Source organism: Dokdonia sp. LLG6352-1, assembly GCF_045055815.1.
GTDB lineage: Bacteria > Bacteroidota > Bacteroidia > Flavobacteriales > Flavobacteriaceae > Dokdonia > Dokdonia donghaensis.
The window spans coordinates 3,200,001-3,214,316 of record NZ_CP159329.1; the positions used below are offsets into that span (position 1 = coordinate 3,200,001).

At 37.8% G+C, this 14,316-nt stretch carries 6 protein-coding genes and 1 rRNA gene; 5 read left to right on the forward strand and 2 right to left on the reverse strand.

The window, feature by feature from the left end; all coding sequences use genetic code 11:
* Nucleotides 1-101: 101 nt before the first annotated feature.
* Nucleotides 102-1,625 (reverse strand): 16S ribosomal RNA (locus tag ABVM49_RS14220).
* 732 nt (nt 1,626-2,357) lie between these two features.
* On the reverse strand, nt 2,358-3,038 hold the full coding sequence (locus tag ABVM49_RS14225) for a DUF4294 domain-containing protein (protein ID WP_035328207.1): 681 nt from the start codon (nt 3,036-3,038) through the stop codon (nt 2,358-2,360).
* A 107-nt stretch (nt 3,039-3,145) separates the two neighbouring features.
* On the opposite strand from ABVM49_RS14225, the gene ABVM49_RS14230 reads away from it, so the two are divergent.
* The 5 genes from ABVM49_RS14230 (at nt 3,146) to ABVM49_RS14250 (ending at nt 14,220) form a co-directional block, all read left to right on the forward strand.
* Nucleotides 3,146-4,234, forward strand: coding sequence for a M42 family metallopeptidase (locus ABVM49_RS14230; protein ID WP_035328204.1), 1,089 nt, complete (start codon nt 3,146-3,148; stop codon nt 4,232-4,234).
* A 460-nt stretch (nt 4,235-4,694) separates the two neighbouring features.
* Nucleotides 4,695-7,811, forward strand: coding sequence for a glycosidase (locus tag ABVM49_RS14235; RefSeq protein ID WP_405202488.1), 3,117 nt, complete (start codon nt 4,695-4,697; stop codon nt 7,809-7,811).
* 7 nt (nt 7,812-7,818) lie between these two features.
* On the forward strand, nt 7,819-9,678 hold the full coding sequence (locus ABVM49_RS14240) for a hypothetical protein (RefSeq protein ID WP_405202489.1): 1,860 nt from the start codon (nt 7,819-7,821) through the stop codon (nt 9,676-9,678).
* A gap of 65 nt (nt 9,679-9,743) precedes the next feature.
* Nucleotides 9,744-10,604 (forward strand): family 16 glycosylhydrolase, encoded by an 861-nt coding sequence (locus tag ABVM49_RS14245; RefSeq protein ID WP_405202490.1) that lies wholly within the window; start codon nt 9,744-9,746, stop codon nt 10,602-10,604.
* 142 nt (nt 10,605-10,746) lie between these two features.
* Nucleotides 10,747-14,220 carry a hypothetical protein gene (locus tag ABVM49_RS14250; RefSeq protein WP_405202492.1) on the forward strand — a complete coding sequence of 1,158 codons (3,474 nt, stop codon included), beginning with the start codon at nt 10,747-10,749 and terminating at the stop codon, nt 14,218-14,220.
* Nucleotides 14,221-14,316 lie beyond the last annotated feature (96 nt).

The following is a 14,316-nucleotide window of genomic DNA, read 5'->3' on the forward strand; positions in this document are numbered from 1 at the left end:
AAACCTATTACTAACCATTCGGTTGTAAGTCGTTTGCTGTTTGTTAATGATATCGCTACATAATAAATTACATAACTCACAATAACAGGGACAAGCTCTAGAAAGGAGGTGTTCCAGCCGCACCTTCCGGTACGGCTACCTTGTTACGACTTAGCCCCAGTTACCAGTTTTACCCTAGGCCGCTCCTTACGGTGACGGACTTCAGGTACCCCCAGCTTCCATGGCTTGACGGGCGGTGTGTACAAGGCCCGGGAACGTATTCACCGGATCATGGCTGATATCCGATTACTAGCGATTCCAGCTTCATGGAGTCGAGTTGCAGACTCCAATCCGAACTGAGATAGGGTTTATAGATTCGCTCCTTATCGCTAAGTGGCTGCTCTCTGTCCCTACCATTGTAGCACGTGTGTGGCCCAGGACGTAAGGGCCGTGATGATTTGACGTCATCCCCACCTTCCTCACGGTTTGCACCGGCAGTCTGGCTAGAGTTCCCGACATTACTCGCTGGCAACTAACCACAGGGGTTGCGCTCGTTATAGGACTTAACCTGACACCTCACGGCACGAGCTGACGACAACCATGCAGCACCTTGTAATCTGTCCGAAGAAAACTCTATCTCTAAAGCTGTCAGACTACATTTAAGCCCTGGTAAGGTTCCTCGCGTATCATCGAATTAAACCACATGCTCCACCGCTTGTGCGGGCCCCCGTCAATTCCTTTGAGTTTCATTCTTGCGAACGTACTCCCCAGGTGGGATACTTATCACTTTCGCTTAGTCACTCAGTCCGAAAACCAAACAACTAGTATCCATCGTTTACGGCGTAGACTACCAGGGTATCTAATCCTGTTCGCTACCTACGCTTTCGTCCATCAGCGTCAATATATTGTTAGTGATCTGCCTTCGCAATCGGTATTCTATGTAATCTCTAAGCATTTCACCGCTACACTACATATTCTAACCACTTCACAATAATTCAAGACATACAGTATCAATGGCAATTCTATGGTTAAGCCACAGACTTTCACCACTGACTTATATGCCCGCCTACGGACCCTTTAAACCCAATGATTCCGGATAACGCTTGCACCCTCCGTATTACCGCGGCTGCTGGCACGGAGTTAGCCGGTGCTTATTCTTATGGTACCGTCATCAATCTACACGTAGATCTTATTCTTCCCATATAAAAGTAGTTTACAACCCATAGGGCAGTCTTCCTACACGCGGCATGGCTGGATCAGAGTTGCCTCCATTGTCCAATATTCCTCACTGCTGCCTCCCGTAGGAGTCTGGTCCGTGTCTCAGTACCAGTGTGGGGGATCTCCCTCTCAGGACCCCTATCTATCGAAGTCTTGGTAAGCCGTTACCTTACCAACTAACTAATAGAACGCATAGTCATCTTATACCGCCGAAACTTTAATTATTTAATGATGCCAAAAAATAATACTATGGGGTATTAATCTTCGTTTCCAAAGGCTATCCCCCAGTATAAGGTAGATTCTATACGCGTTACGCACCCGTGCGCCGGTCGTCAGCAAATAGCAAGCTACTCCTGTTACCCCTCGACTTGCATGTGTTAAGCCTGCCGCTAGCGTTCATCCTGAGCCAGGATCAAACTCTTCATCGTGTGTTGTTAATAATATTAACTCCTCACAACTCGAAATATCCGGTCAATAATAAACTTCTAGTTTTCAAATTCTTTGTAATAATACCCGAAAGTATTAATACGCGCTGTCAATTCAATAAGTCAATGAACTTTTCCTAATTCCTAAAAACTAGAAAATCAATGTTAATGCAAGAGGAATCGAACCCCTTTTTATCCTTCCAAAACATTCAAAAAAATTACTTGAACTTCGCTAGATGTGTTACTGTTTCTCTAAGCGGGTGCAAATATACAACTGTTTTTAATACTGACAACTTTATTTTGAAAAAAAAATTATTTTTTTCTGAAGCAATAAAAACAACAATTCTAAGAACAACTCTTACAAATAAACCTCTATTTGTTAGCGGGTGCAAAACTACAACCTTTTTTGACTTTACAAACTATCTTTTGAAAATAATTTGAAATAAATTTTAAAGCCAATTAAACAAACATTTATAAGAACTACCGCTTGCAGTCAAACGGGTGGCAAAGATACACAGAAGTTCAATCCTGACAAGTATTTTTTTAAATAAATTTCAAAATAATTTACAAACCACTGACCTTCTTAACCTTAACCATATGAATTATATCTTCTCTTAGAATGAGACCAATATTGCAGTAATTAAAAGTATACTATGAAGGGAAAATAGACGCGAATTTTCTTTCGCGAAAGCGTAAAAGGTACGCTACACTATTAAATAGTATAATATATAGGTACTACTCTACTTTATTTGACTTCCACTTATTGGACAATTCTAAGAATTGGAAATCTAGCGCTGTAGGCTGTGGCTCAAGTATGCCTGATTGAAAAGAGCGCTGTAGTATATCTTCTATAAGATAGTCTTCTTGTTCTTGCTCTGGATTGAACTCTCTTTTAAGTGAAAGGTCAAAAGCACTTGCTGTGGTATTATACCAAAAGGCTCTCCATCCACTACGCAGCCTCTTTATAAGATCAAAGGCTGTCTCTCCTGTTTGACGATGGATCAGTTTAATAAGTATTTGACCTTCGGTTCTGGTTAACTTTTTGAGCTCTGTAGAAAACTCTCCTTCTAAGTACTTGTGTATAATCTTTGTGTACTTTTTTCTTGCGCGCTTACCTTCTATAGAATCTAGTCTTTCATTGAGCGCCACTAGCCTATCTGCCGCTAGCTTTGCATAAGGGAACACTTTTCTGGTTTTACGACGTAATATAAGGTAACGCCTACGCTCTGTATTATTTTTAAATTTTAGTCTTTTGAAAACGATTACCTCATTGAGATCTATAGAGCTCCTAGGTATAGTGTCGCCTTCTATAATATAGTATTCGGTTGTTGTGGCTGTGGTGTCACTTGTTGTGATTTGCGCTTGAGCTAGCGCAAAAGGGAATAATAATATTATAATGTATGTATATATGCGCATTTGTTTATTTCGCTTTAAGCTAAAATCATTCCAAAATTAAAGATTAGAGTGCTATAACGTCATTAACTCTTGGTTAATATTCTTACTTTTAAAAAAAATATTATTCTATGGCTTCAAAAAGCATTTTAAATAAAAAGTCTCTAGACTTTCTTGAGAGTTACCTAAACAACGCAGCTCCTACAGGCTATGAGTGGGATGGACAGAAATTATGGATGGATTATCTTAAACCATATGTAGATGAGTTTATCACAGACACCTACGGTACTGCGGTTGCGGTAATAAATCCAGAGGCAAAATATAAGGTTGTAATAGAAGGTCACGCAGATGAGATCTCTTGGTATGTAAATTACATAGCAGATAATGGTCTTATATATGTAATACGTAACGGCGGGAGTGATCACCAGATTGCACCTTCTAAGATTGTAAACGTGCATACTAAAAACGGAATTGTAAAAGGAGTTTTTGGTTGGCCAGCAATACATACTCGTAACAAAGCAAAAGAAGAAGCACCAAAACCTGACAATATCTTTATAGACATAGGAGCAAAAGATAAAGAGGAGGTAGAAAAAATGGGGGTACACGTAGGTTGTGTAATTACCTATCCAGACACCTTCCATATTCTTAATGACGATAAATTTGTGTGTAGAGCGATAGATAACCGCGCTGGTGGTTTTATGATTGCAGAGGTAGCGAGACTTTTACACGAGAATAAAAAGAAACTACCTTTTGGACTCTATATCACAAACTCGGTACAAGAAGAGATAGGACTACGTGGTGCACAAATGATTGCAGAACGTATAAAACCAAATGTTGCCATTGTCACAGATGTTACTCACGACACGACAACACCTATGATAGATATGAAAAAACAGGGACACGCAGAGATAGGCAAAGGCCCTGTAGTTGCTTATGCTCCTGCTGTACAACAAAAACTACGTGACCGTATTACAGAGACTGCAGAGAAGAAAGAGATTCCTTTCCAGAGAGCTGCCCTCTCTCGCGCTACGGGCACAGATACAGATGCATTTGCTTATAGTGGTAGTGGCGTAGCCTCTGCTCTTATATCATTACCATTAAGATATATGCATACTACTGTTGAGATGGTACATCGTGAAGATGTCGAGAATGTTATAAAACTTATTTATGAAACGCTGCTTACTATAGAAGATGGTGAGACGTTTTCATATTTTGAATAGTTCGCTTTCGCGAAAAAACTAAAACTATACAGGCTAATTTCTATGTTGAAATTAGCCTTTTTTTTGTGTCTAATTATAAACCTTACTAATAGCACATATCCGTGATATCAATATCCATAAACCTGCATTAAATAACAGAGAAAGACCTATACAGGTAGAATAATCACCACAACATTACTACATCATCACTTTGAAAATCTGAATTTCACGAAAAAACTCTAACTTTAATATCGTTAAAATCAAGACCCAAAACCTCTTTATTCTCAACAATACGGGTTAATTAAAGTGATATTCTTAATCATTACAACTATTTACAGAGGAGTGTATAGTTTTTGTTTACTAAGAACTAACAAATAGTCTTCATCTTAACAATATCTTTACATGACGATTAACACAACATAAATATATAGAGAATAAATTCTCCATTATTATCTTAAACCAAACATAAAACAATCGCTGTATGAAACATTATATGTTGAGCATATTTTTGATTTTGAACTCACTAGCTTTATTTGCACAAAGCACTACAGTTACTATAAATGATGATAGTGATGGACAAAAATTAATGGTTAATGGTGAGCCATTTATCATTAATGGTATGAACTGGGACTACATCCCAGTAGGCCAAACTGTCGCTACCACCTCTTACCAATTCTGGAAACAGTCTGATGATGTAATAAAAGCCGCTTTAGACCCTGAAATGGAGTTGCTTAAAAATATGGGGGTAAATACAATAAGACAATACGTAGGTGTACCGCCTAGATGGGTAACCTATATATATGACAACTATGGTATTTATACAATGATTAATCACCCCTTTGGCCGTTATGGACTCACCATAAACGGAACTTGGAAACCTAATACAGATTATAGTGATCCAGATGTAAGAGCAGTCTTATTAAAAGAAACAGCTCAAATGGCTAAAGACTTCAAAAATACAAGAGGCCTGCTATTATACTTGTTAGGTAATGAAAATAACTACGGTCTTTTTTGGGATGGTGCAGAAACAGAAGATATTCCTGAAGCAAATAGCCGAGTAAAGCCAAGGGCTCGAGCAATGTACAAGCTCTTTAATGAAGCTACGGTTGCTATGAAAGAAATTATAGAAGACAAGCCTATAGCACTTTGTAATGGAGATTTATTATTCTTAAATATTATAGCAGAAGAATGTCCTGATGTAGATATTTATGGAACAAATATGTATCGAGGTGTTTCTTTTGGAGATGCTTTTGAAAGAGTTAAGACTACCTACGGAAAGCCTTTACTCTTTACAGAATTTGGAGCAGACGCATTTAATGCAATCCAAAATCAAGAAGATCAAAAAGCTCAGGCTTACTATATGCTGGGTAACTGGAAAGAGATTTATGAAAATGCAGCTGGTCTAGATAAAGCGCAAAACTCAATAGGAGGTTTTACATTTCAGTTTAGTGATGGCTGGTGGAAGTACGGCCAAACTAAAAATCTAGATATACACGATAATAATGCATCGTGGTCTAATGGAGGATACACTTATGATTTTATAGAAGGTGAAAACAATATGAATGAGGAGTGGTTTGGAATCTGTGCAAAAGGTCCTACAAACATCAACGGTCTTTACACCCTGTATCCAAGAGCCGCTTATTATTCTTTAAAAGAAGTTCATACTTTTAACCCATACGCTAGCAATAATGACAGTTCAAGTGTAGAAAATCACTTTGATGCAATACAAATAATGGATGCTGTACTAAGGGCTAGAGGTGACAAAGCAGCCTCTGGAACCGCAGGAGGTGAAAAAATTAAGATAAGCACATTAAGAGCTGAGTTTACTACATTTAGTACTGGTGGTAAACGTATTACCACTCCAGAAAATGCTGACCAAAACAACCCTACTACTTTTCCAGACCAATTAGGTTTTGATAATATGGAGTCATATTATGTTGGTATTGAAGCAAACCCTACTCCAGGCTTAAGAGCTAATGTGGAGGTGAATATTTTAGGAAATGTAGCTGGCAATCCTATAGATGAAATCTTTTTTGAAAACAGAGGAAGACCTACCGTTGTAAATTCTAACAATGGTGATGTAGTTCTTACAGATAATAATAGAGTGCAAATCTATCAAGCAGAATTTGACTGGAGTACAAAATACACCGATATCAAAGGGTTTTATAGAACTGGTCACTATCACTGGGGATATGAAGGTGATTTCTTTGGCCTATATCCTGAAGCAAACTATGGCCCTAACATTGACATATATAATGGCGTAGCTCCTTTTGGATTTGAATTTGAAGGTAAGAAGGATTTCAAAGGACTAAAAGCAGCATTCGGTCCAGAATTATGGTGGGGCGCAAACCCCGCAGTACTTTTAAAGTACCAAAAGCAAGTAGGTAAGTACAATCTTGCTGCTATTTTTCACGAAGACATAGCAGATCCAGGTGTGGGTGTATCATCTGTAGCAATACCTCAACCTAGAACAAGAAGAGCAACTTTATATGGCCAAAGAAAATTTGGCAACTTTAGTATTGAAGTAGGTGGTATATGGGGTGGATCCCCTCTTAATGGAAGAGACTATCAAATAGTAAAGACTGATGCAGATGGGAATACCGATGTATTTGTAAACACGGTAGACGCTGGTGATAACTGGGGAGGAAAAGCAAAAGTAACCTATGCAGGAGGAAAATTTAACTGGTATGCTCAAGGGGCAGCACAAGGGCTTGTGGCATTTGGGGGTGCAGATTACACAAAGACATTTACAGGCTGGAGACTTAAAGACAGTGGAAGCGGTAATCAATATAACTTCTTAACAGGGTTTACATATCAAATAGGTAATTTTCAAATAGCGCCTAACTTTTTATGGCAAGAGCCTCTTGTAGATCCAATCCCACTTGGAGCTCCAGCTCCTGCACGCTCTAGAAATATTATAGAAGATCCATTTGTTGTGAGAGATAATAGAAAGACAACAGCCGGAGAGTTACTTTTAACCTTTGACCCAACTCCAGGAACGTGGTTTTACGAGTGGGATAATGACCGAGCAGAAGATGCGCCATTTGCAGCAAGTCTAGGCTTTGTATATCGTCACTTACCTACTACACAAGATGCAGCTATTGGATTCTTTGGCGATAGTCGTGTTCCTGTGGCATTTGCATCTGCACCATCTGCACAAGATTTATGGGAGTTTAATGGTAGAATAGTTTCTAAAATAAGTCCAGATTTTGGAGTTATTGCAAACTTTTTTGGAGGTAATGGACAAGCAAGAGGTAGTGATGACAGAGTTATTTATCGATATGGTACAGACGTACGTGTTGTATATAACAAATTTAAATTAATGAGTGAGGTAAAAATAGACGACTGGGGTCCTTTTGATTTTCATAGAGACTTTAACCTCACTTACCCATTCCAATTTAAAGTAGACCTCTCTACTACCCTAGGGAAACCAGGATGGTTTATTTTACCTAATACTCGCTTAGGAGTACGTTACACCTGGCGATCACTAGATAATTTCTCTCCTAGATATGAGTTTATGAGCCCTATTGACTTGGGCTTGCCTAACGGTAATGAGTGGGAGATTAGAACATACTTACATATTAACATTGGTAAATAATTACAAGATGAAAAAGATACTTACTATAAAAAACATAAGTTATCTCCTCACTACATTTTTTGTAGTGCTTAACTATGGTTGCGCACCAGATGAAGATAATTTACAAGAGGCCACTTTCCCAAATAATGGAGACGTCTTTATAGATACCTTTAGTGCAGGATTAGAATATGCGGCCTTTGGAGACTCTAAAGTAACAGCTTTTGATGTCGATACAGATGTCGTCTTTGAAGGTAGTGCAGCAATGAGGTTTGATATTCCTAATACGACAGATCCAGAAGGAGGATATGCAGGTGGGATTTTTACCACAGCTATAGGTAGAGACTTAACAGACTATAATGTTCTTTCTTTTTATGCAAGAGCATCCAGAGGCGAGATTGTTGATCAAATAGGTTTTGGACTAACCTTTCAAGGAGAAGTTTATAGAACACAGGTAAATAACCTTGAGGTAGGTACAGGCTGGCAACAGTATTTCATCCCTATCCCAAATGCGGCAAAACTCACAGAAGAGAGCGGAATGTTCTGGTATGCCGAGGCCTCAAATAATGGAGAATCATACCAGTTATGGATAGACGAAGTAAAGTTTGAAAACTTAAATACTATTTTACCATTAAGTGCAGCAATTTTAGAAGGTCAAGACCAGGTTACCTCAGCCACTGTAGGCAATCAAGTAGCTATTACCGGAGGTTACAGCACCTTTAATATGCCTAATGGTATAGAACAGCGAGTTGAAAGTGCGTCTGCATATTTTGATTATAACTCTACAAACGAAACAGTTGCTACTGTAAATGACCTAGGCGTTGTAACAGTAAACGGTTCAAACGGTGTTGCCACTATCACTGCAACACTTAATGATATTAATGCTCAAGGCTCGTTAAGCATAGGTATGGAAGAACTTCCTCCTACTCCTAATGTAGACGACTCAGATGCTGCTCAAGTAACTTTTCCTGTTGGGTTTGAATCTACCTCACTAGTTTATGACATTATAGGTTTTGAGGGAGCAGCTTCTGCCGTAGAAGGAAATCCAAGTGCAACGGGCATTAACCCCACACAAACTGTTCTAAGAACTACAAAGACGGTAGGCGCTCAGTTTTTTGCAGGGACATTACTTAATCTTGACGCTCCTATAGATTTTTCGGCATCTGAGATTATAAGTATAAAAACGCTATCTCCTAAAGCAGATATCCCTGTAAGAATGGCTCTAGAAAACCAAGCTATAGGTGGCGACTCTCAAGTTGTACTAGATATTAACACCACTACTGTAAATGAATGGGAAGAGCTTCTATTTAACTTTACTGGTCAGCTAGACCCTAGTATTAATTACGATCGTATTATCTTATTTTTTGAATTTATTCCTGATTTACAAGGTGATGGATCTACATATTATTATGACGACCTTATTGTAGTAGGATCTGATCCGGTAAATGACGGTGGAGATACTGGTGGAAATACTGGAGATAATCTCTTGTCTAATGGAGACTTTGAGAGTGGTATGGTAGATTGGTTTGGTAACGCATTTAACGTTCAAGAAGACGGTGGTAACAGCTTTAATTTTGCAAATGTGATGGTTGCTGGTAACGCCTTTGACGTAAACTTAAGTCAAGGCCTAGAGATAACACAAGGCGCAACATACACCCTAACTTTTGATGCTTCATCAGACGGTAACCGTACTTTAATTGCAGGTATAGGTCTTAATGAGGCTCCTTTTGAGGCTGTAATTGAGACAGTAAATCTCACAACTACTACACAAACATTTACACTTACCCTAGAGGCTAGCACTTTCGGGAGTTCAAACTCACGTGTGCTTTTTGATATGGGGGCAGAAACGGGTGTGGTGGTTATAGACAACGTTTCGCTTGTACTTAATTAATAGCTACTAGTGTATTTCAAAAAGAATTATACCGCTTTCGCGAAAGCGTAATTAAAAAAATAGCAATGAAAAATAATATAATAGTAATCACGGCAACCTTATGTGTGCTAGCCATTATACTCGCTTGCACAGATGATGAAGGTAGTAATGTAGGTTTATCAAATCTTACGCTTGTTTTTGAAGATGAGTTTAACGGTGAGGCAGGCGCTTCTATAAATGCTGATAACTGGAATTTTGACATAGGTACTGGTAGTAATGGCTGGGGTAATAATGAGTTGCAATATTATACAGATAGACCAGAAAATGTCTCTCTAGATGGTGCTGGTAATATGATTATTACAGCGCGTAGAGAAACCTTTCAGGGTTCACCTTTTACCTCTGCACGTATTAATACAAAAGATAAAGTAGAGCAACAATATGGTCGTTTTGAAGCTCGTATTAAAATGCCTGGTGGTCGTGGTATCTGGCCTGCGTTCTGGATGCTAGGGAGTAATATTGAAACTCAAGCAGATGATGATCCAGCAACTGTGCAGTGGCCTTTTGTAGGAGAAATTGATATTACAGAAATGAGAGGGCAAGAACCTGAAATCACTTTAGGTAGCATACACGGGCCAGGGTATTCTGGTGGTAATGCACTATCTGGAAGCTACACACTGGAGGATGATAGATTTGACGCAGATTTTCACGAGTATGCTATAGAGTGGACACCTACTTATATAGATTATTTTATAGACGGTATACGTTTTAATAGAATTGCAAAGGAGGATATTCCGCAAGATGCAGACTGGGTTTTTGATGATCAGCCATTTTTTATGTTGCTTAACATTGCTGTAGGCGGAAACTTTGTAGGATTTCCAGTAGATACTACTCCCCTACCACAGCAAATGGTAGTAGACTATGTACGTATTTACAGCACTAACGATTAAATCCTTTATAACAGGATAGATAACTAACACTTGTAGCAGCGCCACATATAAATATATGTAGTGTACTACCCACTTATAATATAATGTAAACAGTCTATATCAATCTGTTTACACAAAGTATAGATACTTAAAACGCATCCATATGACACATCAACCTATTTATATAGGAAGTACTCCTATTGCCGTTTCTCAAAAAGAAACAAAAGGAGAACTAGTAAATTTTGACAATGAAGTTTACTATAAAATCACTAATAGTGATGAGATGAGACCATTCTTTATAAGTCTGGTAAGTAACTCTAATCACTGGATGTTTATCGCTAGTAATGGAGGGCTAACGGCTGGTAGAAAAAATGCCGATAATGCATTATTTCCATATTATACAGATGATAAAATTACCGAGTCTATAGAGCATACGGGTAGTATCACAATCGTTAAGGTCATAATGAGTGATAAGACTTTGCTCTGGGAACCATTTTCAAGCAAATACAATGGGCTTTATCGTATAGAACGTAATCTATATAAAAATGAATATGGTAATAAACTCATCTTTGAAGAACACAACTTGGACCTTGAACTCTCCTATCGCTATGAGTGGAATACAAGTGACAAGTATGGATTTGTAAGAAAGTCTACTATATCTAATCAATCTCAAAAAAGCCAGGAAATATCAATTTTAGACGGCTTACAAAATATCATACCATACAGCGTAGGTGAAGAATTACAAAAAGCGAGTAGTAATCTCGTAGATGCTTATAAGCGCAATGAGTTAGTACATAAATCTGGTATAGGAATTTATGCGCTCAGTGCTACTATAGTAGATAAGGCAGAACCTAGTGAAGCCTTAAGCAGTAATATTGTATGGTCGCTGGGACTTAGTAGCCCTACTTATCTCGTCTCTTCGAGACAACTAGATAATTTTAGAAATGGTGAAGATGTAGTGCAAGAAGAAGATGTAAAGGCAGAGCGTGGTGCGTATATAGCTATACAAACAGTAGCGCTAAAACCGGGCACTTCTCAAAACTGGATGATGATTGCAAATACAAACCAAAGTATAAGTAACATCACCGAGATAGAAAAGAGTATAGCATCATCTAGCAATCTCAAAGAGTTGGTTCAAGAAGATATTGACAAAGGAACAAAAGAACTTCTTAAACTAGCAAACTCTGCAGATGCTATGCAACTTACAGCAGATAAGCTTAGAAACACACGTCATTTTTCTAATACGCTTTTTAATATAATGCGCGGTGGTATTGTAGATAACAACTATCAAGTAGAAAAATGGGATTTTATCTCTTACCTCTCTCAGGCAAACAAGGAAGTACATCTTAATGAGCAAAAGTTACTATCTGAGTTACCAGAAACCTTTACAATATTTGAATTGCATAATCACATTGCAACTAGTAAAAACGTTCATTTACAAAGGCTATGCCTAGAGTATCTTCCACTCAAATTTAGCCGCAGGCACGGCGACCCAAGTAGACCTTGGAATAAATTTTTAATTAATACAAAAAATGATCAAGACGGCTCTAAGGTTCTTGATTATGAAGGTAACTGGCGAGATATATTTCAAAACTGGGAAGCCCTTGCCCTATCATACCCTGCCTTTATAGAGAGTATGATCTATAAATTTTTAAATGCAACGACCTTTGATGGGTATAACCCTTATAGAGTAACAAAAGGTGGTTTTGACTGGGAAACTATTGAAGAAGATGACCCTTGGTCATACATAGGCTACTGGGGAGATCATCAAATAATCTATCTTCAAAAATTTCTTGAGATCATAGAGCGCTATCAACCTGGAAAACTTGTCTCTCTTTTTAATAAAAACATCTTTGTTTATGCAAATGTGCCATATAAAATCAAAGACTATAATAGCATTCTTAAAAACCCAAAAGACACCATAGATTTTGATTTTAAATTAAACAATAAAATAACCGACAGGAAAAAACAACTAGGAGCAGATGGTTCTTTACTTCTTGATAATAGCGGTTCTATATACAACGTAAATTTTATTGAAAAAATACTTGCAACTGTTCTTGCAAAAGTAGCTAATCTTATTCCAGAGGCAGGTATCTGGCTTAATACACAACGCCCAGAATGGAATGATGCAAATAATGCTCTTGTAGGTAATGGTGCATCTATGGTAACGCTTTATTATCTAAGGAGGTTCCTTAGTTTTTTTAATAACGTTTTAAAAGATAGCCCAAGCACGGAGACATTAATTTCTGAAGAATTACATAAGTTCTTTATGGACGTAACAAGTACGCTTGTAAATAATGAGACCCTTCTTGTAGATTCCTTAAGTGACCATAATCGTAAAACAATACTAGATGGTTTAGGGAAAGCGGCGAGCATCTATAGAACACAAATTTACAGGCAATCACACACAGGTATTAAAAAAGCATTAAGGCTAGATGAAATCAAACACTTTATTAAAGTTACTCTCTCGTATATAGATCACTCTATAGAGGCTAACGAGAGGGAAGATGGCTTATATCACGCTTATAATATTGTAGATGTAAGTCGTACAGATCAAATCTCAATAAGCTATCTGGATGAAATGCTAGAAGGGCAAGTTGCTGTGTTAAGTTCTGGCTATTTACAACCTCAGCAAAGCCTTGCCGTTCTCGATAGTTTAAAGAAAAGTGCGCTATATAGAGAAGACCAGCAAAGTTATATTCTATATCCAAATAAGGAATTACCAAAATTTTTAGAAAAAAATCATATACCTCAGCAAAGTGTAAAAGAGTCTACTCTTTTACAGAAACTTCTAGATGATGGTAATCACGATATTATCGAAAAGGATCGTAATGGCAATTATCACTTTAACACCACATTTAATAATGGAAATGCACTAAGTAATGCTCTAGATAAGCTTACAACAGAGAAGTATAAAGATTTAATAGATTTAGAGCGTACACAAATATTAGCCATTTATGAAAATGTCTTTAATCATAAAGCATTTACAGGTCGCTCAGGTACTTTCTTTGGGTATGAAGGTTTAGGCTCTATCTATTGGCATATGGTTTCAAAGCTTGCCCTTGCTAGTCAAGAGTGTGTACTTCAATCTATAAGTGCGGGCAAAGACCAAGATGTCACAAGTAAACTCATTGCTCATTATTATGAGATTACAGAAGGTATAGGAGTACATAAAACACCACAACATTATGGTGCTTTTCCTACAGACCCCTACTCTCATACGCCAGGAGGAAAAGGTGCTCAACAACCTGGTATGACTGGACAGGTTAAAGAAGATATTATAAGCCGTTTTGGTGAGCTAGGAATTACTGTTACAGACGGAAAGCTGGGCTTTAATCCTGCTATTTTAAACAAAGAAGAGTTTTTAAAGCAAGACGCCCTCTTTAATTATACAGACGTTCACGCTACTCCGCAAACTATTACTGTTTCAAATAACGAACTCTCTTTTACCTACTGTCAAGTGCCCATTATATATACCATTTCAAACGAGACACGCATTGAGGTTCATTATTCTAATGATAAAACACAAGAGTTTACATCTCTAGAGCTAGATAATAAAACAAGTACATCTATTTTTCATCGTACAGGTGAGATAGAATTTCTTAAGATATACCTACCTCAAGATGTGTTGCTATAAGAGGGATAATTACGCTTTCGCGAAAGCGTAAACCCGCCTACTAACATTAATATTAACTAACCGCTCTTTGTATAAAGGGCTATTAAAACCATCATA